Here is a 25141-nt window from a genome sequence, read left to right as displayed (position 1 = left end):
ATTTACCGTTTTCAGCCGCTTAGATACGCTGGAACAACCGCCCGACGTTGGCTTTCGATCGCTGCAAAGCGTTCTAGGAATGCATTTTGCGCCCAAACGACCGAGCGAGGCGTGAAATCGAAGCGATCGGCATTGAAGCCGCGCGGTCGGCCAAAGAACTCAGTTGCCTCGGCGGTCGAGAAGCCGGCCAGCAGGGTTGCCTCGAAATAGGCGGCGATCTGGTCGGCGCGCTTGATCTCTTTTCGCAGACCTGGGCTGAGCTCTGGCGGTAGCGAGAAGCGCAAATGGATGGCGCGCTGCAATCGGAACTCGCAATCCTTGTAGCTGCCGCCCATCACCGATTTGAACGGCGAGATCATGTCGCCGATGACATATTCCGGCGCGTCATGGAGCAGGGCTGCCAGCCGCGCATCGGCCGATGCCTCAGGTTGGATATCGGAAAAGAGGGACTCGACCAGAAGCGAATGTTGGGCCACTGAAAAGGCATGCTCGCCGCTGGTCTGGCCGTTCCAGCGGGCAACACGGGCGAGTCCGTGGGCGATGTCGGAAATCTCGACATCGAGCGGGGACGGATCGAGCAGGTCAAGCCGCCTGCCGGACAGCATGCGCTGCCAGGCACGCGCTGGGGCGCCGGCGCGATCGGCCGCCATCAGGCCCCCTCCGCGCCGACAGTTTCCTGTGGGAAGCCAAATTTCGCCCAGGCGGGAATGGCCAGCGAAACGGGAACGCCGCCCGCCAGGATTTCCTGGCCGGCGTCGAGTGCGGCCTTGACCCGGTCGATGCGTGCGATGGCAAGCCCCGTCGTGCCGGCCGCTGACCCAAGCGTGCCGAGCGGCCGCCCGTCCACGGTCAGTTCCGTGCCCGGAGCGGGCAGGGGATGTCCAGCCGAGACGATCAGCACTCGCCGTCTGGCTGTGCCGCGATGCTGCATGCGAGAGACAACTTCCTGGCCGACATAACAGCCCTTCTTGAAGCCTATTCCGCCGGTCTCGTCGAGCAGGACATCATGCGGGAAGGCATCGCCGAGCTGATAGTCGGCGCCGCTTTCGGCAATGCCATTGGCAATGCGAAAGGCGTGCCAGGGAGCCGGATCGCCGACGTTGCCGAGCTCACCGTAGGTGCGCGTGACGGCTGCGTCAGTGAAGCGTTTGTCTGAAACCGAATTTGAATCGGCGTGCGAGGACGTTGAATCATCTCCCCACGCAACGGCGACAACAGCCTGATCCACCTTGGCAATATCGACCTTGGCACGCAGTTTGTAGAGCATCAGCCGGCGCACGAAATCATCGGCGATGTCAGCACGGCATTCCAGCCGAAAGGTGTTTTCACCGGCACGCGAGATCAGGAAATCAAACAGGACCTTGCCTTGCGGCGTCAGCAGGGCACCCGGCTTTGCGTCACCGATGCGAAGCGCGTCGAGGTCGGTTGTCAGGATGTTCTGCAGGAAGTGCTCGGCATCCGGGCCTGATACGGAAATGAGGGCTCGGTCTTTCAGCAGGGCAAAGGGCATGGGTGGAAATGAACCTGATCTTGCAAAAGTGCTGGCCTTTACGTAAGCCGCTGACACTCCCCCCGCAAGAGACCGGATCAGCATGGCCACGACCTACGACCTCATCCTGACAGGCGGCACCGTGGTCAACCATGACGGCCAGGGCGCGCGAGACATCGGTGTCATCAAAGGGCGCATTGCCGCTATCGGCGATCTCACCCAGGCGTCCGCCGGCGAGACGATCGATTGTCGGGGGCTGCACGTCCTACCGGGCGTCGTCGACAGCCAGGTGCATTTCCGCGAGCCGGGGCTGGAGCACAAGGAAGATCTGGAAACAGGTTCGCGCGCCGCCGTGCTCGGCGGCGTCACGGCTGTCTTCGAGATGCCGAACACCAATCCGCTCACCACCAGCGAGGCAGCGCTTGCCGACAAGGTGCGGCGCGCCACTGGCCGCATGCATTGCGATTTCGCTTTCTGGGTTGGCGGCACGCGTGAGAATGCGAGGGATGTTGGCGAGTTGGAACGCCTGCCAGCTGCGGCAGGCATCAAGGTCTTCATGGGCTCGTCGACCGGCGACCTGCTGGTGGAGGACGATGAGGGCGTCGCCTCCATCCTGAGGAACACGCGCCGCCGCGCCGCTTTCCATTCGGAGGACGAGTTCCGGCTGCGCGAGCGGCTTGGCGAGAGGATCGAAGGCGATCCGTCATCGCACCCCGTATGGCGCGACGAGATTGCCGCGCTTCGCTGCACCGAGCGACTGGTGCGCATTGCGCGCAAGGCTCGCGCCCGCATCCATGTGCTGCACATCTCGACCGCCGAGGAAATACTCTTCCTCGAGCAGCACAAGGATGTCGCGACCTGTGAGGCGACACCGCATCACCTGACACTGAGCGCCGACGACTATGCGCGCCTGGGCACGTTGATCCAGATGAACCCGCCGGTGCGCGCCGCCCGTCATCGCGATGGCGTCTGGCATGGCATCTCGCAAGGCATCGTCGATGTGCTGGGCTCCGACCACGCTCCCCACACACTAGCGGAGAAGGCAAAACCCTATCCGGCGTCGCCGTCGGGCATGACCGGTGTGCAGACGCTGGTGCCGATCATGCTCGATCATGTGAATGCAGGCAGGCTGACGCTGGAGCGTTTCGTCGATCTGTCCAGTCACGGCCCGCAGCGCATCTTCGGTATGGCCAGGAAGGGCCGCATCGCCGCCGGCTACGATGCCGATTTCACCATCGTCGATCTCAAGCGTCGCGAAACCATCACCAACGCCCAGGCAGGCTCGAAGGCCGGCTGGACCCCTTACGACGGCAAGCAAGTGACCGGCTGGCCGGTCGGCACCATGGTGCGCGGCCGGCGTGTGATGTGGGAGGGCGAGATCGTCGCCGCAGGGCAGGGTATGGCGGTGGAGTTTTCCGAGGCATTGCCTGTCGCGTGACCGCGACAGGCTCAAGATCTATCAGGCCTCGGTGGCTCGATAGATTTCCTGCCAGTCGTTGGTAAGCGAGCGCGTCTTGTCTGACAGCCGAGGACTCAATCTCCCGCGACGAAGAAAGTCCACTGCCCCGCAGGGGTAATGCCGACACGGTAGAAGATATAGGCACCGAACTGCTTCATGTCGTCATAGTCGCCGGAGGTGACGATCTTGAACAGCTCGACACGCTGCTTGGGGTCGAGCTTATCGAGCGGCAACGCAAAGAAATATGGCCAGACATAAAGCTCCTGCGGCGTGCCGGCATCGAGATGGACAAAGCCGGCGTCGAGCACCTCTTCCAGGATGGCCAGGATTTCCTGGCCGTCCGCGTCGCCTGAAAGGCCTTTCAGGAAATTGACAGGGTCGCCGTCAATGTCGGTCAGCGACAATTGCGTGATGGAATCGCCCGTGCCGATCAGCGGCCGAAGCTTTTCAATGTCGCCGCTTTTGCAGGCCTCGACGATGAGATCGTGCATGCGCCTAACGGGTTCGGGCAGCTTGCTGAGATCGTAGACAACCTCGGGCAGCGGTGCGTTGGGATCGACGCGCGGCGAGGCCTCGCCGTCTTTCTTCGGCCCTGCCGGCTCGGCCTCATCAGGCGATTTGGGCTGGGTGGCCGAAGGCGGTGTGCCGATCGGGTCCGGCATCGGCACGGCAGCGCCGGGCGGCGACATATCATCGTCGGCGGATGGAATGGCCGGCGCGGGAAGTTCCTCGCGCTTGATCTCGCTCAGCGCAAAGGCAGGCTTGCTCGCAAGAAACAACATCGCGGGAGTGGCGACGCAAAGCGGCGAGCCAGATGCTGAGGACCAAGCCGCTTGGCTTGCCTGACATCGAAAAATTCACTGCCCGCGTCTCCATGGCTCCGGGCATGATGCCCAAACGGTGCTTCGTCGTCAAAGAACCCGTGGGTTCAATGCCGCCACCGCTCAGGTTCGAAGGCCCCGGCGATCACCTTTTCACGCATGCGATCGAGCAGGGCAAGGGCCGACGTCTCGCCATTGGCGCGCAACATTTCACCGAATGCGGTTTCGAGCGCCGCTTCGGCGATGATCTCGGGTTCGATTCCGGCCGAAAGTCCTTCCGCCCAGGCTTCGCTGTGGCTTTCCACGGCGGTCAGGCGTTTCTCTTCCCTGACCAGCGCGTCGATGTCGTTGACGCCATGTTCCATCTGCGATGTCCACCCTTTCAAGCTGCGATCCGCCAGTCGCGAATCTGACTTGAGTTGTCTCTCTAACGGGACGGCCTATCTAAGCCTTTGTAAATACGTCATTTCTTTGATCGCTTTTTAGAAAACCCAAAGCGCTCCGCAAAATGACGTTCGATCCAAGGCAAACTTAGCCGATTAGATCGGCCAACGGGGCGGAAACCTTCAGTTTGAGTTAATTTCACATCCGCGCGGTAACGTTTCGTTAACGTAGTTGCAGAAGTGCAACACAAGAGTGCACCACCGCGCCGCGAGACACAAGAAGGGGGTGCCTGTATCCAACAGGAATTGGTCAGCCGGCTGTCAGTTGCCGTAGCGCGAAGCGATATCGCGCGACAGGGTTTCGCCTTCCTTCATGTAGCGGCTGATGGCTTCCGTGGCCGAGGCCGTGCATTGTGTATAGGTGCCGCCGAAGGAGCGGTAGCCGCGGTTGAAGCTGGCGATGAAGCGAGCGCGCCGCTCCGGATCCGGATTTTCCGAATCGAGCAGCTTTTCCATCTCGCCGCGCCACTGGTCGCCTTTTTCGCCGCACAGATTGCGCAGGAAATGCAGCGAGCCAAGAACCTCCGCCAGGCGCATCAGGCCGGGCTCGAACGGTGCCTCGGCAGTCAAGGCCGGCCTTGCCGTGACGGCGAGGCTAACGGCAAGACATGCAGCGAAAAGCAGCGGTGCGCGGATCATAAGCCTTTGTGGCCAAACAATTTGTCGGCTGCAAGACGATTTTCGGGGCCGAGCAGTTCATCGGCGACGGCAAAGACCGAACCGGCGAGCGGCAGCACCGACATTTCCGCCAGCGTGTAGAAAGCCGCCGTCTCCGCGTCATCGCTGGCCACGGCCACGCCGCCGGCATAGGTGGCGCCGAACACCGTCAGCCGGTAGTCGACCGGATGATCATCGCTCCTGCCGTCGATATGGATTTCCCGAAGCGGGCGATAATTTTCAGCTTGCAGCCTTGTTTCCTCCAGCAGTTCACGCCTTGCAGCCTGCTCCAATGTCTCACCCGCCTCGACCTTGCCACCGGGAAAAGCATAGAGCCCCTGCGATGGCTGCCGCGCCCGCTTGACCAGCAACACGGTGTCGTCGCGCACGACGGCGACAGAGACTGCCGGAAGTGTCTTTCGCGCCTCGTCCATGTATCCCCAATCGCTTCAATTGAACGTGGCCCTGTGGACCGGCCGCCGGAAAGCAGCTTTAGCGGTTGCGCGATGCCGGTTCCATCGCCACTTTCGCATAGTATCAATTCGCGAGTTCTAGCTCATGTGCGGACGTTTTGCCTTGACCGCCACGCCGGACCAGACGGCGGACTTTCTGGGAGTGCCGGGGCTCGACGATTTTCCGGCGCGCTACAACATCGCGCCGACGCAGCCGATCCTGATGGCGCTCGCCGGAGTCCCGCAAGCCCCGGGTTCGAACCTGCCGAATCGCCAGTCGATGCTGGTGCGCTGGGGGTTGATCCCTACCTGGGTCAAGGACACCAGGGAGTTTCCGCTGCTGATCAACGCACGTTCGGAAGGTGCGGTGGAAAAGGCCTCGTTCCGCGCCGCCATGCGTCATCGCCGCGCGCTGGTGCCGGCTTCCGGATTCTATGAATGGCAAAAGGCCGGCGGCAAGAAGGGGCAGCCCTATTGGATCCGGCCCAAGCACGGCGGGCTCGTCGCTTTCGCCGGGCTGATCGAAACCTATGCCGAGCCCGGCGGCTCGGAAATGGACACTGGTGCTATCCTGACTGTCAGCGCCAATGCCGGCGTCGCCCATATCCACGACCGTATGCCGGTCGTGATCCATCCACAGGATTTCGCGCGCTGGCTGGACTGCCGGACGCTGGAGCCGCGCGACGTGGTCGACCTGCTGCAACCGGCGCAACCTGATTTCTTTGAGGCGATTCCAGTTTCCGACCTTGTCAACAAGGTCGCCAACACCGGTCCGGAGATTCAGGAGATGGGTGTCGTCGGGCCGATGGTCGAGAAGGCCAAGCGCCAGAAACCCGGCGCGGACGACAGTCAGATGACTTTATTCTGAAGCGTGATTCCAGGATTCTGAGGTCGTCTTCCCGAAAGATCAAGCTTGCATAAAAGGGCATGTATCGACGCCCCTGTTGCCGGCCAGTAGCGCAGGCCCCGCAATATCAGGAAGCGCGGGGAGATACGATTTTCTGCGCCGGCTTTTTCTTCTTCGCGGTGTGCAGAAGAGCGGCGACGATCGCGGCCGGGCCGATTGCCCTATAATGGTTGGCGAGCGCCGATTGCTTGGCGCGGTTTGGATCTTGCTTGGCTCGAGGCATCGTTCTCTTCCCTGGTAACATTTTCGTGTCTACATCTGATGGCCGAATCCGACCAAATCGTGACGCCTTGTCGTCTATTCGGCGAATGTTTCATGACTGTGCCGACATGTTTAATAAAATGTTTCAGCGCAAGTTAACTCGTGAGCCAACGACATTTTTGCCGAAAGTAGCGACTTGACGGCAACACCGGCCAAGGCGATAAAGCCGCCCATGAAAACGTCTTTCGCCATTTGTGGCATTTGCATTATTGGCTAGCCTCGCGCTGGTCCGGACGTTTTCGCCTCATCTTTCCCCAGATTGGACAAACGCCCCGGCCAGCAGGCTGGAGTACGCTTTGCGTTTCGGCGCAAAACTGACCCGGCACAACCAAAACTGAGTAACCGGAAGGCACGAATGTCCGACGCATCGAATGGCTTGCGCCTCTACAACACGCTGACGCGGTCGAAACAGGATTTCGTTCCGATCGATTCGCAAAACGTGCGCATGTATGTCTGCGGCCCGACGGTCTACGACTTTGCCCATATCGGCAATGCAAGGCCGGTGATCGTCTTCGACGTGCTGTTCCGTTTGCTTCGTCATTTGTATGGCGAGTCGCATGTGACGTATGTGCGCAACATCACAGATGTCGACGACAAGATTAACGCGCGCGCCCTGCGCGATTTTGGCAGCGAGATTGCGTCGGGAAAACTGTCGCTCAACGAAGCGATCCGGCGAGTCACTGAAAAGACCGCGGACCAGTTCCACAAGGATGTGGCTGTCCTCGGCTGCCTGGAGCCGACGGTCGAGCCGCGCGCGACCGAGTTCGTCGAGCCTCGCGCCGATGGCAAGGCCGACATGATCACCTTGATTCAAAGCCTGATCGAACGTGGCCATGCCTATCTCGCGGCAGGCGAAGTCCTGTTCGACACCGCGTCGATGCCGGACTACGGGCAACTGTCGAAGCGCAATCTGGATGAGCAGCAGGCTGGCGCCCGTGTTGCTGTCGACGCGCACAAGAAAGCGCCCGGCGATTTCGTGCTGTGGAAGCTTTCTTCACCGGAAGAGCCCGGCTGGAATTCACCCTGGGGCAGGGGCCGGCCAGGCTGGCATATCGAATGCTCTGCAATGTCGGCCGCCTATCTCGGCGAGGTCTTCGACATCCATGGCGGCGGTCTCGACCTGATCTTCCCGCATCATGAGAACGAGATCGCCCAGTCGCGTTGCGCCCACGGCACGGACGTGATGGCCAACATCTGGATGCACAACGGCTTCCTGCAGGTCGAGGGGCAGAAAATGTCCAAGAGCCTGGGCAATTTCTATTCGATCAACGAATTGCTGGAAACGGAGACTTTTGGCGGTCGCAAATGGCCGGGCGACGTTCTGCGACTGGCGATGCTGATGACGCATTATCGCGAGCCGATCGACTTTTCCGTACGCAAGCTGGAAGAGGCCGAGAACACGCTGCGCAAATGGAAGCGGGCGGCGGATCTGGCGTCGGCACCGGCAAGCCAGTTGCCTGTGGAGGTGGTGGATGCCTTGACCGACGATCTCGCCACCTACGCTGCGTTCCAGGTGTTGACGCAACTGGCCGGCGAGGCGGCCGACGGCAACGATGCCGCCGCTTCGCTGAAGGCGGCCCTTCTGTTCCTTGGTTTCGATGTCGCATCGGCGGCCGTCGATGAAGATGCTGTCGCCGGGGCGATCGCCCAGCGCCTTGCCCTTATCGCTACCAAGAACTGGGCCGGAGCCGATCGCATCCGCGATGAACTGCTGGCACAAGGCATACAGTTGAAGGATGGTAAGGACCCCGCCACCGGCGAACGCATCACCAACTGGGAGGTAAAAAGATGATCGACCATCTCGGCATCACCGTTTCCGATTTCGACGCGTCGAAGGCGTTCTACGACAAGGCGATGGCGCCGCTTGGCGCTTCGCTCCTCTATATGGTACCGCAGGAATATACCGGCGGCGCCAAGGTTGGCGGCTATGGCCGCGACCGGCCGGTGTTCTGGCTGCATGGCGGCAAGGATAAGCCGAAGGACCACCAGCACGTCGCCTTCACCGCGCGCAGCCGTGCTGAGGTCGATGCCTTCCACGTGGCGGCACTTGCCGCCGGCGGCAAGGACAATGGCGGGCCTGGGCTGCGCCCACACTATCACGCGAATTACTATGGCGCTTTCGTCTTCGATCCCGACGGCAACAATGTCGAGGCCGTCTGCCATGCGCCGGAGTGACCAGCGATGAGCCTCGACAACCGGCCGATCTACACGGGCGGCTGCCAATGCGGCGCGGTGCGTTTCCGCGTCGAAGGCGCGCTCGGCGATGCCTCCGTCTGCCATTGCCGCATGTGCCAGAAGGCATTCGGCGCTTTCTACGCGCCGCTTGTCTCGGTGCGCGGGGCGATCTTCGACTGGACGCGCGGCGAGCCGAAATACTTCCAGTCGTCCAACCACGGCAGCCGCGGCTTCTGCGCCAATTGCGGCACGCCGCTCAGCTACACCGCCCCCGATGGCGTCGCCCTCGCCATTGGAGCCTTCGACGATCCATCGGAGATCGCGCCGTTGATCCAGTGGGGAACCGAGGCAAAACTGCCCTATGTCGACACCATTCCGAACTTGCCCGGCAAGGACACGTTGGAAGACGCCGAGGCGGTCGCCTTCCTGGCCGATCTCGTCTCCTATCAGCATCCCGACCATGACACCGAACAATGGCCGCCAGAGGAAAGATCATGACCGAAACTGTTCGAACCGGCGGCTGCCAATGCGGCGCCGTGCGTTTTCGCATTCATGGGGCGCTTGGACGCGCGTCCATCTGCCATTGCCGCATGTGCCAGAAACAGTTCGGTTCGTTCTTCGGCGCGCTGGTGACAGTGCCCAAGGATGGCGTCGAATGGACCCATGAAGAGCCAAGTTATTTCCAGTCGTCGGTCAACATCGATCGCGGCTTCTGCGCCCGCTGCGGCACGCCGCTGACCTACCGGCAGCCCGGCGGATTGGAGATCGCCATCGGCGCCTTCGACGACCGCTCGGATCTCGCGCCGCAGATTCAGGTCAACTATGCCGCGCGCCTGCCATGGGTGGAAACCATTTTCGACCAGCCGGTCCACCAGGATCCCGACTACTACAACCGGCAGGAATCGATCATTTCCTTCCAGCATCCCGACCACGAAACGGCGGACTGGCCCACCAAAGGTTTGCAGCTATGAGCAGTCAATTGCGTACCCTCTATCCGGAGATCGAGGCGTTCGATTCGGGCATGCTCGATGTCGGCGATGGCCACCAGGTCTACTGGGAGCGCTCCGGCACCAAGGGCGCCAAGCCGGCGGTGTTCCTGCATGGCGGCCCCGGCGGCACCATCTCGCCAAAGCATCGGCGGCTGTTCGACCCGAAACTCTACGATGTCATCCTGTTTGATCAGCGTGGCTGTGGAAAGTCGACGCCCAATGCCTCGATCGAGGCCAACACCACCTGGCATCTGGTCGCGGATATCGAGCGCTTACGCGAAATGGCCGGCTTCGACAAATGGCTGGTGTTCGGAGGTTCCTGGGGCTCGACGCTGGCGCTGGCCTATGCCGAGACGCACCCTCAGCGCGTCAGCGAACTGGTTGTGCGCGGCATCTACACGCTGACGCGGGCGGAACTCGAATGGTACTATCAGTTCGGCGTGTCGGAAATGTTCCCGGACAAGTGGGAGCGGTTCCTGGCGCCGATCCCGGAAGCCGAGCGCGGCGACATGATGGCTGCCTACCGCAAGCGGCTGGTCGGGCCAGACCGCAAGGCGCAGATCGAGGCGGCCCGCGCCTGGAGCCTGTGGGAGGGCGAGACGATCACGCTGCTGCCCGAGCCCGAAACCAGTGGTCCGTTCGGCCAGGACGACTATGCCGTCGCTTTCGCCCGCATCGAGAACCATTATTTCGTCCATGCCGGCTGGCTGGAAGAAGGCCAGTTGCTGCGTGACGCCGGAAAGCTCAAGGATATCCCCGGCACCATCGTTCACGGTCGCTACGACATGCCGTGTCCGGCGCGCTACGCCTGGGCGCTGCACAAGGCCTGGCCGAAGGCGGATTTCCATCTGATCGAGGGTGCCGGCCACGCCTATTCCGAACCGGGTATCCTCGACCGACTGATCCGGGCGACGGACAAATTCGCGGGCAAATGACGATGAGTCGCGAACGCCTCTATCTCTTCGACACAACTTTGCGCGATGGCCAGCAGACGCCGGGCATCGACTTTTCCGTCGAGGACAAGATCGCTATCGCGAAACTGCTCGACGAATTCGGCCTCGATTATGTCGAGGGCGGCTATCCCGGCGCCAACCCGACCGACACCGCATTCTTTGCCAAAAATCGCACCGCGCGCGCGAAATTCGTTGCCTTCGGCATGACCAAGCGGGCAGGGGTGTCGGCGTCCAACGATCCCGGCCTTGCGGCACTCATCCAGTCGAAGTCGGACGCCATCTGCTTTGTCGCCAAGAGCTGGGACTATCATGTCCGCGTGGCACTTGGCTGCACCAACGAGGAGAACCTCGACGCGATCAAGGACTCGGTCGAAGCGGCGCTTGCCGCGGGCAAGGAAGCGATGGTCGACTGCGAGCATTTCTTCGACGGCTTCAAGGCCAATCCCGCCTATGCGCTGGCTTGCGCCAGGACGGCCTATGATGCCGGTGCCCGCTGGGTGGTGCTGTGCGACACCAACGGCGGCACGCAGCCATCGGAAGTCCGTGCGATCGTCGAGAGGGTCATCGCGGCGGGCATACCGGGCAACAATCTCGGCATCCATGCTCATGACGACACTGGCCAGGCCGTGGCCAATTCACTGGCGGCGGTCGAGGCAGGCGTGCGCCAGATCCAGGGTACGCTGAACGGCATCGGCGAGCGCTGCGGCAATGCCAACCTGGTCACTCTGATCCCGACGCTGGCACTGAAGCCGGCTTTTTCCGATCGCTTCGAAACCGGTATTTCAACAGAGGCCCTGAGCGGCGTATCTCGTCTTTCCCGCGCCTTCGACGAGTTGCTGAACCGCGCACCGGAAGCGCAGGCGCCCTATGTCGGCGCTTCCGCCTTCGCCACCAAGGCTGGCATCCACGCCTCGGCGCTGGCCAAGGAGCCGGCAACCTATGAGCACGTGCCGCCCGAAGCCGTCGGCAACCGCCGCCGCGTCATGGTCTCCGACCAGGGCGGCAAGGCCAACTTCCTCGCCGAACTGAAGCGCCGCGGCATCGATGTGCCCAGGGACGATCACCGGCTCGATGCGTTGATTGCCGTGGTCAAGGAACGCGAAGCGGAGGGCTATGCCTATGAAGGCGCCGACGCCAGCTTCGAGCTTCTGGCGCGCAAGATGCTGCACGGTGTGCCGGAATTCTTCCACGTCACCTCGTTCCGCTGCATGATCGAGCGCCGCTTCGATGCCAATGGGCAGTTGAAGACGGTGTCGGAAGCGGTGGTCAAGGTGCTGGTCGAGGGTGAGGAGAAGATGTCGGTGGCCGAAGGACACGGCCCGGTCAACGCGCTCGACATCGCGCTGCGCAAGGATCTCGGCAAATTCCAGAACGAGATCGCCGACCTCGAACTCGCCGATTTCAAGGTGCGTATCCTCAACGGCGGCACGGAGGCCATCACCCGTGTCCTGATCGAATCGCACGATGGCACCGGCGCCCGCTGGTGGACGGTCGGCGTTTCCGAAAACATCATCGACGCCTCCTTCCAGGCGCTGATGGATTCCATTGTCTACAAGCTGATGAAGAACCGCGACATGGCTGGGCTGGTCGCGGCGGAGTAGCCTTGAACCATCAGCGAAAGTCCATTGATCCATCAGAATTTTGCGATGGTTTTGCGGGGATGGCTGGGCCATAGCGTTGGTCCATGGCCACAGATGCAATGACCCTGGACGCGGATTCGAAGGCGCGGCGCGGCTTCCTGCTGGCACTGGGCGCCTATTTGCTGTGGGGACTTCTACCTTTCTACATGAAGGCGGTCGCACATCTGCCGCTGGCCGAGGTTATCGCTCATCGTATCGTCTGGTCGGTGCCCATCGCGGCGGCTGTTCTGATCTGGGCTCGCCGCACGGCGGATTTCAAGGCGGCGCTGCGCTCACCGCGTACCATTTCGATGGCCGCGCTGACGGCCGCGCTGATATCGATCAACTGGGGCATCTATGTCTGGGCAATCTCGGTCGATCGCACCGTCGAGACGGCGCTCGGCTACTACATCAACCCGCTAGTCAGCGTCGTCGTCGGCGCGCTGGTGCTTGGTGAACGGCTCGGCCGGCTGCAGATCGCGGCAGTGGCACTGGCGGCGATAGCGGTCGCGGTGCTCACCGTCGAGGCAGGCAAGCTGCCTTGGGTGTCGCTGGTGCTGGCTTTCTCATTCGCGGCCTACGGCTTCTTCCGCAAGACACTGCCGATCGGGCCCAGCCAGGGGTTCCTGCTCGAGGTGATGTTGCTATCGGTGCCGGCGCTTACCTACATCGTTTACCTGGTTGCCACCGGACAGGACCATTTTGTCTCCAGCACGTCCACCGATACGGCTCTGCTGATCGGCTGTGGTCCGGTCACCTCGGTGCCGCTCCTGTTGTTTGCGTTCGGCGCCAAGCTCTTGCGCCTGTCCACCATCGGCATCATGCAGTATATCGCGCCGACCATGGTGTTCCTGATCGCCGTGCTGATCTTCGACGAACCATTCGGCGGCATCGATGCCGTTGCCTTCGGACTTATCTGGGTAGCGCTGGCGATCTATTCCTGGTCGATGTTTCGCGGCCGCGAGATACGGCCGGCGACACCCGCGATACGATAGGATTTCCAGATGTACGTGCTGCACATCGCCAACAAGAACTATTCCTCATGGTCGCTGCGGCCATGGGTGCTGATGCGCATGCTCGAGATCCCGTTCGAGGAGCGGCTGACGCCATTTCCGACCGGTCCAAGCTGGAGCGTCTATCGGCCCTTTTCGCCCAATGGCCGGGTGCCGTGCCTGGTCGACGATGGCTGGGCGGTCTGGGATTCGCTCGCCATCGCCGAATATCTGGCCGAGAGGCATCACGGCGTCTGGCCGGTTGAAGCCAAGGCCCGTGCCTGGGCGCGCTCGGCCGCGGCCGAAATGCATTCGAGCTTCACCGCCTTGCGCAATGACTGCTCGATGAGTTGCGGCGTGCGCGTGCAACCATTGCCGATGTCCGACGCGCTGAAGCAGGATCTCTTTCGCCTCGGCGATCTCTGGAACGATGGCCTTGCACGCTTCGGCGGGCCGTTCCTGGCCGGCAATGCCTTCACCGCCGTCGATGCCTTCTTTGCCCCGGTGGCGTTTCGGGCTCAGTCGTATGGGCTGTCTTTCGAGGGCGCCGCGGCTGCCTATCCGGCGCGTCTGCTTGACCTGACCGTGATGCGCGAATGGTATGCCTCCGCTCTTGCCGAGACGTGGCGCGAGCCTGGCCATGAGGCGGAGGTCCTCGCCGCCGGCACAGTCATCGAGGATCGTCGCGCCGTTTGAGCGCTTTACATCCTGCCAAGTCGCCTGACGAACATATAGACAACCCCAGCGATGAGCAGCGATACCGCTGATACCACCCAAAAACCCATGGGGGTGTCGACGAGCGGCAGGCCGCCGACATTCATGCCGAACAGGCCGGAAATGATGGTCATCGGCAGCAGCACCGCCGTCATCACCGACAGCACATAAAGCAACTGGTTCGACTGCGTCGTCAGCTTTGCCATCAATTCGTCCTGCAGCAGGCGGGCGCGTGCCTGCAATTGCTCGCCGTCATGGTGCAGCGTCTGCGTCCTGTGCGAAAGCCGCGTCGCCATGTCGTTGATCGCGTCGGGCAGGTCGTGGCGATGCGCGTGGTCAAGATGGCGAAACAGATTGGTCAACGTCGCCATCTGGCGATGGATCAGCACCAGGTGCCGGCGCGCATCCACCAGCGTCTGGCGCTCATTATGCCATGCATCGCAGACGATACGGTCCTCGATGCCATCCATGTTGTCGCCAAGCGTGGCAAGCTCGGATGCCATGCCGTCGAGCGATTGGCCCATGACAGCTTCGATCAGTTCCGCCGGTGAGCGGAACTTGCGCGCGCCGTTGTCGATCGCCTTGCGGATATTGTCGACCGACTGCAAAGGCTGCTTGCGTCCGCCGATCAGCATCGTGTCGTTGAGAGCAAAACGGAAATGGCCGAGGCCCCGTGCCTCCGCCGAATAATCGTGACGCAGGTCCGGCAGATCGCCGTAAAGCCAGTCATCCTCGAGGTCGATATGGCAGCCATGGCTGGCGGACAGGAAGGCGTCGCGCACCGGCAGCGGCAACTTTGGTTCAGCCGCGATCTCCTGTCGGGCATGCAGGTCCGACAATTGATAACTGCGCCACGTCCAGCGAGCCGCGGCGGCATCCTTGGTCCGCGCGCCATCGGCGGTGAAGTGATAGATGAAAAAGAGCCCGTGCTCGTCGGGCAGGTAGGGCGACAGGTCGGTGCCTTCCGGATTGAGAGCGATATCCATGGGCGGGGTGCCAGATGCAGGTTTCGAACATGGAGCCGCATGGCGGCTGCCTCACCCTCAATTTTCTAGCACGAGTGAACCCGGTTTCGTGTGACGGTTTCTTGACACTTGCGGGTAAGGAGCAACTGGCCGCTCCGTATGCGTGCTTTAAAACATGAATTCGCCGCCGTTGATGTGGATCATCTGGCCCGTAATAAATTTGCCCATGTCCGAAGCCAGATAGATACAAGCGTTCGAGATGTCCTCGACATCGCCCAGATGACGTAGCGGGAGCGTCTTCTCAAGCTCAGCCACGGTGTCTTTCAGGTTCGGAAACCAGTCCGGATTTCTTCGCGTGGAGACCCATCCTGAAGCTACGCTGTTGGCTGTAATACCTTCGGGGCCGTATTCGAGAGCGATGGCCTTGGCCAGCCCATGCAGAGCGTGTTTCGTCGCAACGACATGCGCGCGGTTTTCCAGCGGGAAAAGCGCGTCCGAGCCCGCCATGTGGATAATTCTGCCGAACCGTTTCGCGCGCATGTGAGGCAGAACGGCCCGGTCGACGTAGAAAGCCGAATTCAGATTGGTTCTTACGACTCTGTCCCAATCCTCGATCGAAATTTCGTGAAATGCCTGATGCGGACGAATTCCGACTGCGGAAACGGCGACGTCCAGCGAACCGAATGCCTTGATCGCCGCTTCCACCATCGTCGCAACGGACGGCCACTGCGAGCAGTCTGCCAGAATCGGCAAGGCTTTCACGCCGAAACGCTCAGCCTCTTCAGCAACCCCTTCAATTTTGCCCAGATCGCTGAGTCCATTGATGACGACATTGGCTCCGGCTTCTGCAAATGCCAGAGCCACTCGTCGTCCGACATTCTGCCCGGCAGCGGTGACGAGTGCGGTCCTGCCTTCCAATCCCTCGATTTTCATCCCTGACACTCCGAGTGTTCCTGCCAAAGCCATCGGGAGCTTGTATCGCGGCGTGTTGGCCAATTCTATCGGTGCGCGGGGAGTGTTCCCGAGAGGTATTCGACGCGGCCGACCTATGTCAGCCGCGTCGTTCGCATTCGCTCAGCGCTTCGGTCCAAATCCGGGGTAGGGATTGAGCGGTACGACGGCGGCGATGTCCATCATGCCCGCCTTGACCAGCGGCAATGTCGCAAGGTGACCGCGCACGTCCGCGTCACTGCGGGCCTCGAACATCATGCCGCTGCCGGGAATGTCGCCGCGGTTCCACACCTGGCGCACCGCGCCCTCGGCATAGAGCGTGCGGCGCTGCTCGGCTTCGCCGGGCAGCAGCGGAGCGAAATCCGCGTCGGTGAACTTTTGGGTATTGCGGGTGAGAAGGGCAAAGAACTGCATGGCGATCTCCTTAGGTTGTGATGGCCAACTGTCGCTTTGGCTGGTCAGACTGTCCAGGACTGATTAGGCTAAAGTTGAGACCCTTAAGGACTTGATGTTGGAGAAAAAATGTTCGATCTGCGCCAGATCCGCTATTTCGTTGCTGTCGCGGAAACCGGCAATGTCGGCCGCGCCGCCGAACTGCTGCACATCTCGCAGTCGCCGCTCAGCCGGCAGATCATTCAGCTCGAGGAAAAAGTCGGCGTCCCGCTGTTCGAGAGGGCAAAGCAGCGGGTTCACCTCAACGCCGAAGGCCGCGCTTTTCTCACTCAGGCGCGAGCGCTGCTGGCCAATGCAAGGCAACTGGAAGAGCTTGGCCGCAATCTTGCCAATGGCACGGTCGGGCGTCTCGCCATTGGCTATGTCGAAGGCGCCGTCCACGCCGGGCTTGTCTCCGGGATGCTGCGGCAGTTCCGCCGCGATCGGCCGGATTTTCATCTACGACTGATGAACCAGCGATCGGCTGCACAATTGGAGGGGCTGCGCCAGCGCGCACTCGATCTGGGGCTGATCTACTCGCCGCCGGCCGTCGACGATCCGGATATCGATTGCACGCTGATCAGGCGCGAGCCGCTGGTTCTGGCGATGCCGGAAGGCGATCCGCTTGCCGATGTCGGCGACATCCAGCCGTATCATCTCGACGGTCGCACCTGGATCACCGTGGTGCGCCAGCCGGATGACACCAACCGCGGCCAATTCCTCGCCGCCTGCGCCAAAGCCGGCTTCCTGCCGAACATTTCCTATGAAACGGCCGATCCGCTGACGTCGCTGGGGCTGGTCAGTGCTGGACTTGGCCTGGCAACGGTGCAGGCCAGCTTGCGGAGCCTGGCACCAGCTCGGATCGCGTTTCGCGAACTACCGTGGTTCGAACGCACGGTCTCGATCCACCTGGCATGGCGACGTCATGACCGCCGCGCGGTGATATCAGCCTTGCGGCAGGCTGCTCAGGGACAGGCAGGGCAGTAGGCAGCCCACATACTGCCCTACTGCTTATTCCCAGGACCCTACAGCTTGTCGATCACCGACTGTACGCCTTCGGTCGGCGCATCGACCGATGATCCGGCAACCATGATGGCGGCGACGATCGCTTCGGGATCGTTGACCACCAGCGGTTTCACCCGCTGTGCCGTGTGGATGAAACCTTCGGCGGCCATGTGATCGAGCAGGGTCAGCATAGGATCCCAGAATCCCCCGACATTGCCGAAGACGATCGGCTTTCGATGATGGCCGAGCTGCGCCCAGGTCATGACCTCGACGATTTCCTCGACCGTGCCGATGCCGCCCGGCAGCGCCACAAAGGCGTCGGATTTCTCGAACATCCTGTGTTTGCGCTCGTGCATGTTTTCGGTGATCAAGAGTTCGTCGAGCCGGTCAAGCGCGGTTTCGGTTGCTTCCCTGTTGATCAGGAAGCGCGGAATAATGCCCGTAACCTTGCCGCCGGCCCGCAGCGCGCCCTCAGCGACGGCGCCCATGATGCCCTTGGTGCCGCCGCCATAGACCAGCCGCAGGCCCGAGCGGGCAATGGAGCGCCCAAGCAGGTGCCCGGCCTTGACATAAGTTTCGTCACGGCCCGGAGACGAGCCGCAATAGACGCAGACGGATCGAATCGTGTTCATGCAACTGATTGGTGATTGGGTCCGTAACCATGGTCAAGCCCATGGCGGGCTTTTTCTTGTCGGCCTTTGCAAAACACGCTAGACCGGCATTAGGTGGCTAAGGGGCAGGGAAATATGGCAATTAATCCATTGAAGGCGTTTTTGTTCGCGGCGGGTGGGACCGTTGCCGCGGCCGGGACCGCCTATGTATCGGGCGCACTCGACCCGTATCTCAGACATGCGCCACCGGCGGAAGTGGCGGCATTGACGCCGCCGGCCGGGACCGAGGCAAAGCCGGCCGCGTCCGGGACAGAAGGGCGGCTTCCCGCCCCGCCGGCACCGGCAGCCTCCGCTTCGGGTACAAATGCGATGGCGCCGGCAGCGCCCGCCACCAATGCGATGGCTCCGGCAAAGCCATCAGAACCGGCCACCGCGCCGGCGGCAGCCCCAGCGCCGGCCGTAGCCGGGCCGGTCGCGCCGACCTTTGATGTCGTGCGGGTCGAAAGCAACGGCTCTATCGTCGTTGCCGGCAATGCAGTTGCTAATGCCAAGGTCGAAATCCTCAACGGCTCGACGGTTCTCGGCTCGACGGTCGCCGGCGCCGACGGCGCGTTCGTCATCGTTCTCGACGATCCGCTGAAGCCTGGTGACTATACGATCACCCTGCGTTCGACGGCGCCGGACAAGGTCGTGATCGCTTCAGCGCAGACCGCCGTCGTTTCGGTTCCAGCAAACGCGTCCGGCCAGGTTCTGGCGATGGTGGAGGAGCCAGGCAAGCCGTCGGAACTCATAACCGTTCCCACGGCCGAGAAAAAGCCGGAGACGCAGGCCGCCGCCGCACCGGCGGTAACCCAGCCAAGTGCGGAGGCTCCCGCCGCCGTGGCCCCGGCAGCACCTGCCGCCGTGGCACCTGTCGCGGCTGAAGCAGCTCCGGCGACGCCAGCCGCAACAGCGACAGCGTCTGCTGCCGCTGCGGCGGAACCCAAGATCGTCGTCGAGGCGGTCGAGATCGACGGCAACAAGATCTTTGTTGCCGGCCTTGCCGATGCCGGCCGCAAGGTACGTGCCTATGCCAATGACATCCTGCTCGGTGATGCGCAAACGTCGCCCGATGGCCATTTCCTGGTCGAGGCGACGCGCGACATTCCGGTCGGCAACTACACCATTCATGTCGATGGCCTTGATGCCGACGGCGTGAAGGTGATTGCCCGCGCAGCCGTGCCGTTCGAGCGCGAGCCTGGCGAGGCGGTGGCCGCGGTGGCGCCGGCCGAGGTCAAACCCGCTGACGCAAAGCCGGCTGTGGTTGCCGCGGCCGAGGCGCCATCCGCCCCGGTGACAGCCGCGCCTGATACCCAACCGGCCGCGCCCGCTGTTGCTGCCGCACCCGCGCCAGCCGCCGAAACACCGACGCCAGTGGCGACACCCGCACCGGCGGTTGCCGCGACGCCCGCGCCCGCCGAGGAAGCCCCGGCAAAGGTCGCAGCCGCGACGCCCGGAGCGGATGTTCCCGAGATCGTGGCGCCAAAGCTTGAGCATGCCGACGGCGCCGTCATCATCCGCCGCAATGATACGCTGTGGCGGATTTCGCGGCGCGTCTATGGTCATGGCGTGCGCTATTCGACCATCTACCTTGCCAATCAGGACCAGATCCGCGACCCCGACCGCATCTGGCCGGGGCAGGTGTTCAAGGTTCCTGAAAAGTCGAAGGAAGGCGAAGCCGCCAACCTCAAGGCGATGGGTGAACAGGCGACGACGGCCCCGACCAAGACCGAGTAAAGCCGTTCTGCCCATCAGGATAGGTTGCGGTCCCTCAGGTCATCGTTTATCGCCGATGAACGATGACCGAATCCCGCCTCGAAACTGACCGCAACCGCGGCGCGCCGGACAGCCACGCCGTTGCCGCCCGGCTTGCCGCTCTGTCGCATCCGGCGCGCATCGAGATATTGAAACACCTCTCCGCCAGCGATTCCTGCTGTTGCCGGGAGGTCGTCGATCATCTCGACCTGGCGCAATCCACCGTATCACAGCATCTGAAAGTCCTGGTCGAGGCCGGGCTGGTCCGGTTCGCGCCGGACCGCCAACGCTCGCGCTATGAAGTTGACCGCGATGCGCTGGCCGGTGTTTCCGCGTCGCTCAACGCACTCGTCAATTCCTGCTGCGCCGACAATAAGAGTTAAGAAAATGGCCGAAAAAACCGTCTCCGCCGACTCCGGCTCAACCTTCAAGACGCTGCTCAACCTGTGGCCCTATATGTGGCCGGCCGATCGCGCCGACCTCAGGGCGCGGGTCACCTGGGCGACCCTGCTGCTCGTCGTCGCCAAGCTGACGCTCGTCGCCGGTCCCTATTTCTTCAAATGGGCGACCGACGCCTTGGCTGGCGACGCCAAAACCGTGCCGCCGCTGCCGTCCTTCCTGCTGGCGCCGGTCATGCTGGTCGTCGCCTACAATGTCGTGCGGCTGGTGCAGCTCGGCTTTAACCAGTTGCGCGACGCACTGTTTGCCCGCGTCGGGCAATACGCCGTGCGCCAGCTCGCTTTCCGCACCTTCGTGCACATGCATCAGCTGTCGCTGCGTTTTCATCTGGAGCGGCGCACCGGCGGCTTGTCGCGCATCATCGAGCGCGGCACCAAGGGCATCGAGACGATCGTCCGTTTCATCATGCTCAACACCGCGCCGACCATTCTCGAATTCGCGCTGACCACCGGCATCTTCGCCTACACTTATGGCTGGAAATATGTGGTCGTCGTGGCGGTGACGGTCTGGCTCTACGTCTGGTTCACTGTCCGGGCGAGTGACTGGCGCATCGGTATCCGCCGCGACATGAACGACAGTGACACCGATGCCAACACCAAGGCGATCGACTCGCTGCTCAACTTCGAGACGGTCAAGTACTTCAACAATGAGAGCATGGAGGCCGAGCGCTTCGACCGCTCGATGGCGCGTTACGAAGTCGCCGCAACCAAGATCTGGACCTCGCTCGGCTGGCTGAACTTCGGCCAGGGCATCATCTTTGGCATCGGCACCGTCGTCGTCATGTGCATGTCGGCGCTGGAGGTCCAGCGCGGCACCCAGACCGTTGGCGACTTCGTCTTCATCAACGCCATGCTGATGCAGCTTTCCGTGCCGCTCAATTTCATCGGCTTCATCTACCGCGAAATCCGCCAGGGCCTGACCGATATCGAGCAGATGTTCGACCTGCTGGACGTTCCGCAGGAGATCGTCGACAAGCCGGACGCCAAGCCATTGGTCGTCGGCGCCGGCAAGGTCGAATTCCGCGACGTGCATTTCTCCTATGATCCAAACCGCAAGATCCTGAAGGGCGTCAGCTTCGAGGTGCCGGCCGGCAAGACCGTTGCCATTGTTGGTCCGTCGGGCGCCGGCAAGTCGACGATCTCGCGGCTTCTGTTCCGCTTCTACGACATCCAGGGCGGGGCGGTGCTGATCGATGGCCAGGATGTTCGCGACGTGACGCAGGAAAGCCTGCGCGCCTCCATCGGCATGGTGCCGCAGGACACAGTGCTGTTCAACGACACCATTGCCTACAACATCCGCTACGGCCGCGTTGGCGCCAGCGAGGAGGATATGCGCAAAGCGGCGGAACTGGCGCAGATCGGTCCGTTCATAGAGCGGCTACCCGATGGCTATCGCTCGATGGTCGGCGAGCGTGGACTGAAGCTCTCCGGCGGCGAGAAGCAGCGCGTGGCGATTGCCCGCACCATCCTGAAGGCGCCGCCCATCCTGATGCTGGATGAGGCGACCTCGGCGCTTGACAGCCACACCGAGCAGGAGATCCAGGCCGCGCTCGATCTGGTCAGTCGCGGCCGCACCACCATCGTCATCGCCCACCGGCTGTCGACGGTGATTTCCGCCGACGAGATCATCGTCTTGCAGGACGGCCAGATCGCCGAGCGCGGCACCCATGCCGACCTGATGCGCAAGCATGGCCTCTACGCTTCGATGTGGGATCGCCAGCGTGAGGCGACCGAAGCCGAGGAGCGGCTGCGCATCGCGCGTGAGGGCGACGAACTGGGCGTCATTGTTCGCCGTCGCACATCCGAGGTGAATTGACGGCGAAAAGGTTGCTGATTTTCCGCTTGACCTCAACTTAAGTTGAGATCGTAGACCTCCGATCGAAGGTGCCAAGGGCATCCGCTCGCAATCGGAGGTATGAAGAATGGATCAGCTAAATCAACAGCTTGGCGATGTCAGCGTGTTCAGGGTGGACAAGTTCATCGTTCCGGCCGAGGCCCGCGAGGAGATACTCCGCAAAGTCAGGGCGACGCATGAATTGCTGCGCCTGCAACAAGGGTTCGTGCAGGATTTCCTGCTCGAGCAATTCTCGGGCCCGGGCGAGTTCAATCTCGTGACCGTTGTCGAATGGGAAAACCAGACGGCCGTCGACAATGTCGTGCCAATCGTCAAGGCGGCGCAGGCACTCGTCGGTTTCAACCCTCAGGAGACACTGACGCGGCTGGGTGTTCGCGCCGACATTGCCAACTATCAGCGCATTCCCGGTTTCTAAGTTAGCCGGGCCATCCGACGCCAGGGGCGGGTGCTTCGATGCTGAGCACTTGGCCGGTGCGTGCATCGCTGGCCATCTGCTCAAAGCCGCGCCATTCGGCGGCGACGATGAACAGGGTTTTCCGATCTGCGCCGCCTAGCATGCAGGCGAAGCAGCCGCGATCAGCGGTGATGGTCTGCAGTACCTCACCGCCTTCGCGCACCCGGACGCAGCGCTTGTTGGGGACATCCGCGTACCAGACGGCACCTTCGGCATCGAGGCAGATGCCGTCGGGAAAGCCATCGAGATGAGCCCAGACCCGCCGATTGGCGAGGCTGCCATCGGCGGCAATGGCGAAAGCAGTCAGTCGGTTGGCATGCGATTCGGCGACGATGAGCGTCTTGTTGTCCGGCGTCACCGCCATGCCGTTGGCAAAGGCGATATTATCCGCCACCTGCCGAACCGCACCGCCCGCGGAAATCAGCACGATTGTACCGGGCCCGAAATGCTGGCCAAGAGCCGGTGCCGGCCCGCCGCCATTGACGTAGATGTTGCCCCGCCCATCGACGACGATCTCGTTCCACGGGTTTTTCGACAGCTCTCTCAGATCGGCATGGGTGGCGAGTGTTCCGTCCGCTTCCTGCAGCAGAAGCAAGCCCTCGCGACCTGAGGCGACAAGCAGACGACCATCCGGCAGCCAGTCGATGGAATAGGGCAGGACAGCCCGCATAGTGAGCACTATCTCGCTCTTGCCGCCGGCATCGACCGCGATGATCTCGCCGGTGCCCCAGTTACATAGCCATAGCTGTCCATCATGCCAGCGCGGCGATTCGCCGAAGGCGAGACCAGCTATCACGATGTGCGCTTTGTCGGCTGATGGTTTCTGCATTGCTGAGAACCTCCTTGTTGCACGTGCCAGCTCCAGACTGGAGAAAGGCGCCATCTCCCAAGGACGCACGGGACCACTTGCCCCCCGACAACTTTATGGATTTTTCACTCAGATAAGATCGACCTTGATGCCTCGGCACCGATGGCTTCCGCGCGCAGGCTACTTCTTCTCCGTCAAGAAGAACGTGCCATCAACATGGCCATTGGCGCCGCATGAGGACGGTTCCGAATTGTCACCCTTGCCGGCGCCGCTCTGCTCGACGATGAGCGCGTCGCCAACGCGGAGGAAGGTGAAAACGAAGCCGGTCGGTTTGTCGCTGTCGTCAGTGTCGACCAGACGCAGGTCGTTGCGCATCTTGGCCGTACCGCTGATGTCGCATTCTCCGCCACCAGTGACAGGATTGGCGACATCCTCTGAAACTTCGAGCTTGCCGGTACCCGCCGCCTTGATCTCGACCTCACCGCGCATGCTGCTCCATGTCCCGACGAAGCCGGAGTCCGCGGGCTTGCGGATGCCGGCGAGGAAGGTGGCGCGATCGCGCAGGAACTCGCCGAGATCGAAATTCTGCTGGTCCTTCGGCGTGTTCTCGTTGAAGTCGGCGATCTGGTCGCGATACTGGATGAAGTCGCTCTGGTCGTCCCGCAAGGCCTTGCCGGCGCTCGGGTCGAGCGTCTTCAGCGCCGCCGCGTAGTTTTCGCAACATCGGCGTCGCCTTGCGCCAGCACAGGATCGGCGCAAATGTCTTTTTCCGCGACGCTGGCGGCCTTGGCGCAGTCGAAGGATGGCTTCGCCTGCGCGATTGCGTTGCCATGTGACATGAGCAGGACAGCCAGTGCGGTGAATACGCCAAGCGGCAGCGCGAATTTGGCGTGCCGCTGTGCTTGATCGAAACCACGCACTGCCAGCAATCGGTTCGTCATGAAGCCCCCTGCATGAGCGGAAGTGACCAAGAATCCGAATTCTGACGGCAACAATTCGCACGAATCAGGGGAGACGTGACTGCCGCGGGAAATGTGATGGCCTGCATCGGGCCTGTCCAATGTTGCGTATGCAATGGCTGCATGGCTACCGCTCTTGCCAGTCTGATTGTCGCGTTGCGGCGACGGAGCGTTTCCGATAGACAGGCCGGACCTGAAATGGAGCCTGTTTTCATCCGATGAGCCTCGTCGACACGATCAAGAATACGTTCGTTCCGATCCATCGCGAGGGCTATCCGTTCATCGCCGCCTTCGGCGCGGCAACGCTCTTTCTTGGCTATTTCTCCTCGATCCTGTTCTGGATCGGCCTCATCCTGACGGCATGGTGCGTCTATTTCTTCCGCGATCCGGAGCGCGTCACGCCAGTCGACGACCGTCTGGTGGTTAGCCCCGCCGATGGCATCATCTCGGCGGTCGGACCGGCTGTGCCGCCGCGCGAGCTTGGTCTCGGCAATGGCGAAATGACCCGCATCTCGGTGTTCATGAACGTCTTTTCCTGCCATGTGAACCGCGCTCCCGTGCGTGGCCGCATCTCCAGGATCGAGCACCGGCCGGGCAAGTTCCTCAATGCCGAGCTCGACAAGGCAAGCACCGAGAACGAGCGCAACGGTCTGGTCATCGAAAGCCCGAACGGCGTTGTCGCCGCCGTGCAGATCGCCGGTCTTGTGGCGCGGAGAATCGTCTGCTGGGCCGAGACCGGCGGCACGATCGCCGTTGGTGAGCGTTTTGGCCTGATCCGCTTCGGTTCGCGCGTCGACGTGTTCCTGCCTTTGACCGCCACGCCGCGCGTCGCTGTCGGCCAGACGGCAGTCGGCGGTGAAACCGTGCTGGCCGAATTCGGCGGCGTTGCCGGAACACCCCTCGTACGGATTTCCTGAC

Annotated in this window: 28 protein-coding genes and 1 pseudogene; 16 read left to right on the top strand and 13 right to left on the bottom strand. The window is 62.2% G+C overall.

Annotated elements, in window-relative coordinates:
• Window positions 1-11: 11 nt before the first annotated feature.
• Both LGH82_RS09700 and LGH82_RS09695 read right to left on the bottom strand, forming a co-directional pair.
• A complete protein-coding gene (locus LGH82_RS09700) occupies window positions 12-650 on the bottom strand; it encodes an HD family hydrolase (protein WP_227348292.1) in 639 nt (212 codons plus the stop codon).
• Window positions 650-1510: a YgfZ/GcvT domain-containing protein gene (locus LGH82_RS09695; protein WP_227348291.1), complete on the bottom strand. Its 861-nt coding sequence runs from the start codon at window positions 1508-1510 to the stop codon at window positions 650-652. Before LGH82_RS09695 ends, LGH82_RS09700 begins: the two co-directional genes overlap by 1 nt.
• A gap of 82 nt (window positions 1511-1592) precedes the next feature.
• Here LGH82_RS09695 and LGH82_RS09690 point away from each other — a divergent pair, with 82 nt between their 5' ends.
• Window positions 1593-2927: a dihydroorotase gene (locus tag LGH82_RS09690; RefSeq protein ID WP_227348290.1), complete on the top strand. Its 1335-nt coding sequence runs from the start codon at window positions 1593-1595 to the stop codon at window positions 2925-2927.
• A gap of 95 nt (window positions 2928-3022) precedes the next feature.
• Here the strand turns inward: LGH82_RS09690 and LGH82_RS09685 are convergent.
• The 4 genes and pseudogenes from LGH82_RS09685 to LGH82_RS09670 all read right to left on the bottom strand — a co-directional run bounded on the left by LGH82_RS09685 (window position 3023) and on the right by LGH82_RS09670 (window position 5303).
• A pseudogene (locus tag LGH82_RS09685) lies at window positions 3023-3797 on the bottom strand (hypothetical protein).
• 79 nt (window positions 3798-3876) lie between these two features.
• Window positions 3877-4134: a hypothetical protein gene (locus tag LGH82_RS09680; protein ID WP_227349533.1), complete on the bottom strand. Its 258-nt coding sequence runs from the start codon at window positions 4132-4134 to the stop codon at window positions 3877-3879.
• A 339-nt stretch (window positions 4135-4473) separates the two neighbouring features.
• Window positions 4474-4851 carry a TIGR02301 family protein gene (locus LGH82_RS09675; protein WP_227348289.1) on the bottom strand — a complete coding sequence of 126 codons (378 nt, stop codon included), beginning with the start codon at window positions 4849-4851 and terminating at the stop codon, window positions 4474-4476.
• Complete coding sequence (locus tag LGH82_RS09670) at window positions 4848-5303, bottom strand: NUDIX hydrolase (protein ID WP_227348288.1); 456 nt, start codon at window positions 5301-5303, stop codon at window positions 4848-4850. Before LGH82_RS09670 ends, LGH82_RS09675 begins: the two co-directional genes overlap by 4 nt.
• A gap of 124 nt (window positions 5304-5427) precedes the next feature.
• Here LGH82_RS09670 and LGH82_RS09665 point away from each other — a divergent pair, with 124 nt between their 5' ends.
• From LGH82_RS09665 to LGH82_RS09625, 9 genes are all read left to right on the top strand, one after another.
• Window positions 5428-6189 carry an SOS response-associated peptidase gene (locus LGH82_RS09665; protein ID WP_227348287.1) on the top strand — a complete coding sequence of 254 codons (762 nt, stop codon included), beginning with the start codon at window positions 5428-5430 and terminating at the stop codon, window positions 6187-6189.
• Between the two features lie 655 nt (window positions 6190-6844).
• The gene (gene cysS, locus LGH82_RS09660) at window positions 6845-8281 is read left to right on the top strand and encodes a cysteine--tRNA ligase (protein ID WP_227348286.1); all 1437 of its coding nucleotides are present in this window, start codon (window positions 6845-6847) and stop codon (window positions 8279-8281) included.
• Window positions 8278-8664 carry a VOC family protein gene (locus LGH82_RS09655; RefSeq protein WP_227348285.1) on the top strand — a complete coding sequence of 129 codons (387 nt, stop codon included), beginning with the start codon at window positions 8278-8280 and terminating at the stop codon, window positions 8662-8664. The genes cysS and LGH82_RS09655 overlap by 4 nt, the downstream gene beginning before the upstream one ends.
• Before the next feature lie 6 nt (window positions 8665-8670).
• Window positions 8671-9162, top strand: coding sequence for a GFA family protein (locus tag LGH82_RS09650; RefSeq protein WP_227348284.1), 492 nt, complete (start codon window positions 8671-8673; stop codon window positions 9160-9162).
• Window positions 9159-9635 carry a GFA family protein gene (locus LGH82_RS09645; RefSeq protein WP_227348283.1) on the top strand — a complete coding sequence of 159 codons (477 nt, stop codon included), beginning with the start codon at window positions 9159-9161 and terminating at the stop codon, window positions 9633-9635. Before LGH82_RS09650 ends, LGH82_RS09645 begins: the two co-directional genes overlap by 4 nt.
• Window positions 9632-10588: a prolyl aminopeptidase gene (pip, locus tag LGH82_RS09640; RefSeq protein ID WP_227348282.1), complete on the top strand. Its 957-nt coding sequence runs from the start codon at window positions 9632-9634 to the stop codon at window positions 10586-10588. Before LGH82_RS09645 ends, pip begins: the two co-directional genes overlap by 4 nt.
• On the top strand, window positions 10585-12207 hold the full coding sequence (gene cimA / locus LGH82_RS09635) for a citramalate synthase (RefSeq protein ID WP_227348281.1): 1623 nt from the start codon (window positions 10585-10587) through the stop codon (window positions 12205-12207). Before pip ends, cimA begins: the two co-directional genes overlap by 4 nt.
• Before the next feature lie 83 nt (window positions 12208-12290).
• Entirely contained in the window at window positions 12291-13220 is a 930-nt protein-coding gene (rarD, locus tag LGH82_RS09630) for an EamA family transporter RarD (RefSeq protein ID WP_227348280.1), read from the top strand.
• A gap of 9 nt (window positions 13221-13229) precedes the next feature.
• The gene (locus tag LGH82_RS09625) at window positions 13230-13913 is read left to right on the top strand and encodes a glutathione S-transferase (protein WP_227348279.1); all 684 of its coding nucleotides are present in this window, start codon (window positions 13230-13232) and stop codon (window positions 13911-13913) included.
• A gap of 5 nt (window positions 13914-13918) precedes the next feature.
• On the opposite strand, the gene LGH82_RS09620 is transcribed toward LGH82_RS09625, so the two are convergent.
• From LGH82_RS09620 to LGH82_RS09610, 3 genes are all read right to left on the bottom strand, one after another.
• Complete coding sequence (locus tag LGH82_RS09620) at window positions 13919-14917, bottom strand: transporter (protein ID WP_227348278.1); 999 nt, start codon at window positions 14915-14917, stop codon at window positions 13919-13921.
• A 147-nt stretch (window positions 14918-15064) separates the two neighbouring features.
• On the bottom strand, window positions 15065-15829 hold the full coding sequence (locus LGH82_RS09615; protein WP_227348277.1) for an SDR family NAD(P)-dependent oxidoreductase: 765 nt from the start codon (window positions 15827-15829) through the stop codon (window positions 15065-15067).
• 141 nt (window positions 15830-15970) lie between these two features.
• Window positions 15971-16261: a muconolactone Delta-isomerase family protein gene (locus LGH82_RS09610; RefSeq protein WP_227348276.1), complete on the bottom strand. Its 291-nt coding sequence runs from the start codon at window positions 16259-16261 to the stop codon at window positions 15971-15973.
• A 108-nt stretch (window positions 16262-16369) separates the two neighbouring features.
• On the opposite strand from LGH82_RS09610, the gene LGH82_RS09605 reads away from it, so the two are divergent.
• On the top strand, window positions 16370-17266 hold the full coding sequence (locus tag LGH82_RS09605) for a LysR family transcriptional regulator (protein WP_227348275.1): 897 nt from the start codon (window positions 16370-16372) through the stop codon (window positions 17264-17266).
• A gap of 38 nt (window positions 17267-17304) precedes the next feature.
• On the opposite strand, the gene LGH82_RS09600 is transcribed toward LGH82_RS09605, so the two are convergent.
• Complete coding sequence (locus LGH82_RS09600) at window positions 17305-17916, bottom strand: TIGR00730 family Rossman fold protein (protein WP_227348274.1); 612 nt, start codon at window positions 17914-17916, stop codon at window positions 17305-17307.
• A 114-nt stretch (window positions 17917-18030) separates the two neighbouring features.
• Here LGH82_RS09600 and LGH82_RS09595 point away from each other — a divergent pair, with 114 nt between their 5' ends.
• The 4 genes from LGH82_RS09595 to LGH82_RS09580 all read left to right on the top strand — a co-directional run bounded on the left by LGH82_RS09595 (window position 18031) and on the right by LGH82_RS09580 (window position 22417).
• Window positions 18031-19671 carry a LysM peptidoglycan-binding domain-containing protein gene (locus tag LGH82_RS09595; protein ID WP_227348273.1) on the top strand — a complete coding sequence of 547 codons (1641 nt, stop codon included), beginning with the start codon at window positions 18031-18033 and terminating at the stop codon, window positions 19669-19671.
• A gap of 62 nt (window positions 19672-19733) precedes the next feature.
• On the top strand, window positions 19734-20072 hold the full coding sequence (locus tag LGH82_RS09590; RefSeq protein WP_227348272.1) for an ArsR/SmtB family transcription factor: 339 nt from the start codon (window positions 19734-19736) through the stop codon (window positions 20070-20072).
• Between the two features lie 4 nt (window positions 20073-20076).
• A complete protein-coding gene (locus LGH82_RS09585) occupies window positions 20077-21963 on the top strand; it encodes an ABCB family ABC transporter ATP-binding protein/permease (protein WP_227348271.1) in 1887 nt (628 codons plus the stop codon).
• A gap of 106 nt (window positions 21964-22069) precedes the next feature.
• Complete coding sequence (locus LGH82_RS09580) at window positions 22070-22417, top strand: antibiotic biosynthesis monooxygenase (RefSeq protein ID WP_227348270.1); 348 nt, start codon at window positions 22070-22072, stop codon at window positions 22415-22417.
• A gap of 1 nt (window position 22418) precedes the next feature.
• Here the strand turns inward: LGH82_RS09580 and LGH82_RS09575 are convergent, their stop codons facing one another.
• From LGH82_RS09575 to LGH82_RS09565, 3 genes are all read right to left on the bottom strand, one after another.
• The gene (locus LGH82_RS09575) at window positions 22419-23285 is read right to left on the bottom strand and encodes an SMP-30/gluconolactonase/LRE family protein (protein WP_227348269.1); all 867 of its coding nucleotides are present in this window, start codon (window positions 23283-23285) and stop codon (window positions 22419-22421) included.
• A 159-nt stretch (window positions 23286-23444) separates the two neighbouring features.
• The gene (locus tag LGH82_RS09570; RefSeq protein ID WP_227348268.1) at window positions 23445-24023 is read right to left on the bottom strand and encodes a hypothetical protein; all 579 of its coding nucleotides are present in this window, start codon (window positions 24021-24023) and stop codon (window positions 23445-23447) included.
• Window positions 23960-24205, bottom strand: a complete 246-nt coding sequence (locus tag LGH82_RS09565; protein WP_227348267.1) for a hypothetical protein — start codon at window positions 24203-24205, stop codon at window positions 23960-23962. Before LGH82_RS09565 ends, LGH82_RS09570 begins: the two co-directional genes overlap by 64 nt.
• A 236-nt stretch (window positions 24206-24441) precedes the next feature.
• Here LGH82_RS09565 and LGH82_RS09560 point away from each other — a divergent pair, with 236 nt between their 5' ends.
• The gene (locus LGH82_RS09560) at window positions 24442-25140 is read left to right on the top strand and encodes a phosphatidylserine decarboxylase (protein WP_227348266.1); all 699 of its coding nucleotides are present in this window, start codon (window positions 24442-24444) and stop codon (window positions 25138-25140) included.
• The last annotated feature ends 1 nt before the right edge of the window (window position 25141 follow it).

Origin of the sequence: Mesorhizobium sp. PAMC28654, assembly GCF_020616515.1 — a bacterium.
Classification (GTDB): domain Bacteria; phylum Pseudomonadota; class Alphaproteobacteria; order Rhizobiales; family Rhizobiaceae; genus Mesorhizobium.
This window is presented reverse-complemented; position numbering and strand designations above follow the sequence as displayed.

Excerpts from the sequence above, each read along its gene's own strand:
- LGH82_RS09700 (WP_227348292.1), bottom strand. The coding sequence starts at position 650 with ATGGCGGCCGATCGCGCCGGCGCCCCAGCGCGTGCCTGGCAGCGCATG.
- LGH82_RS09695 (WP_227348291.1), bottom strand. The coding sequence starts at position 1,510 with ATGCCCTTTGCCCTGCTGAAAGACCGAGCCCTCATTTCCGTATCAGGC.
- LGH82_RS09690 (WP_227348290.1), top strand. The coding sequence starts at position 1,593 with ATGGCCACGACCTACGACCTCATCCTGACAGGCGGCACCGTGGTCAAC.
- LGH82_RS09680 (WP_227349533.1), bottom strand. The coding sequence starts at position 4,134 with ATGGAACATGGCGTCAACGACATCGACGCGCTGGTCAGGGAAGAGAAA.
- LGH82_RS09675 (WP_227348289.1), bottom strand. The coding sequence starts at position 4,851 with ATGATCCGCGCACCGCTGCTTTTCGCTGCATGTCTTGCCGTTAGCCTC.
- LGH82_RS09670 (WP_227348288.1), bottom strand. The coding sequence starts at position 5,303 with ATGGACGAGGCGCGAAAGACACTTCCGGCAGTCTCTGTCGCCGTCGTG.
- LGH82_RS09665 (WP_227348287.1), top strand. The coding sequence starts at position 5,428 with ATGTGCGGACGTTTTGCCTTGACCGCCACGCCGGACCAGACGGCGGAC.
- cysS (WP_227348286.1), top strand. The coding sequence starts at position 6,845 with ATGTCCGACGCATCGAATGGCTTGCGCCTCTACAACACGCTGACGCGG.
- LGH82_RS09655 (WP_227348285.1), top strand. The coding sequence starts at position 8,278 with ATGATCGACCATCTCGGCATCACCGTTTCCGATTTCGACGCGTCGAAG.
- LGH82_RS09650 (WP_227348284.1), top strand. The coding sequence starts at position 8,671 with ATGAGCCTCGACAACCGGCCGATCTACACGGGCGGCTGCCAATGCGGC.
- LGH82_RS09645 (WP_227348283.1), top strand. The coding sequence starts at position 9,159 with ATGACCGAAACTGTTCGAACCGGCGGCTGCCAATGCGGCGCCGTGCGT.
- pip (WP_227348282.1), top strand. The coding sequence starts at position 9,632 with ATGAGCAGTCAATTGCGTACCCTCTATCCGGAGATCGAGGCGTTCGAT.
- cimA (WP_227348281.1), top strand. The coding sequence starts at position 10,585 with ATGACGATGAGTCGCGAACGCCTCTATCTCTTCGACACAACTTTGCGC.
- rarD (WP_227348280.1), top strand. The coding sequence starts at position 12,291 with ATGGCCACAGATGCAATGACCCTGGACGCGGATTCGAAGGCGCGGCGC.
- LGH82_RS09625 (WP_227348279.1), top strand. The coding sequence starts at position 13,230 with ATGTACGTGCTGCACATCGCCAACAAGAACTATTCCTCATGGTCGCTG.
- LGH82_RS09620 (WP_227348278.1), bottom strand. The coding sequence starts at position 14,917 with ATGGATATCGCTCTCAATCCGGAAGGCACCGACCTGTCGCCCTACCTG.
- LGH82_RS09615 (WP_227348277.1), bottom strand. The coding sequence starts at position 15,829 with ATGAAAATCGAGGGATTGGAAGGCAGGACCGCACTCGTCACCGCTGCC.
- LGH82_RS09610 (WP_227348276.1), bottom strand. The coding sequence starts at position 16,261 with ATGCAGTTCTTTGCCCTTCTCACCCGCAATACCCAAAAGTTCACCGAC.
- LGH82_RS09605 (WP_227348275.1), top strand. The coding sequence starts at position 16,370 with ATGTTCGATCTGCGCCAGATCCGCTATTTCGTTGCTGTCGCGGAAACC.
- LGH82_RS09600 (WP_227348274.1), bottom strand. The coding sequence starts at position 17,916 with ATGAACACGATTCGATCCGTCTGCGTCTATTGCGGCTCGTCTCCGGGC.
- LGH82_RS09595 (WP_227348273.1), top strand. The coding sequence starts at position 18,031 with ATGGCAATTAATCCATTGAAGGCGTTTTTGTTCGCGGCGGGTGGGACC.
- LGH82_RS09590 (WP_227348272.1), top strand. The coding sequence starts at position 19,734 with ATGACCGAATCCCGCCTCGAAACTGACCGCAACCGCGGCGCGCCGGAC.
- LGH82_RS09585 (WP_227348271.1), top strand. The coding sequence starts at position 20,077 with ATGGCCGAAAAAACCGTCTCCGCCGACTCCGGCTCAACCTTCAAGACG.
- LGH82_RS09580 (WP_227348270.1), top strand. The coding sequence starts at position 22,070 with ATGGATCAGCTAAATCAACAGCTTGGCGATGTCAGCGTGTTCAGGGTG.
- LGH82_RS09575 (WP_227348269.1), bottom strand. The coding sequence starts at position 23,285 with ATGCAGAAACCATCAGCCGACAAAGCGCACATCGTGATAGCTGGTCTC.
- LGH82_RS09565 (WP_227348267.1), bottom strand. The coding sequence starts at position 24,205 with ATGACGAACCGATTGCTGGCAGTGCGTGGTTTCGATCAAGCACAGCGG.
- LGH82_RS09560 (WP_227348266.1), top strand. The coding sequence starts at position 24,442 with ATGAGCCTCGTCGACACGATCAAGAATACGTTCGTTCCGATCCATCGC.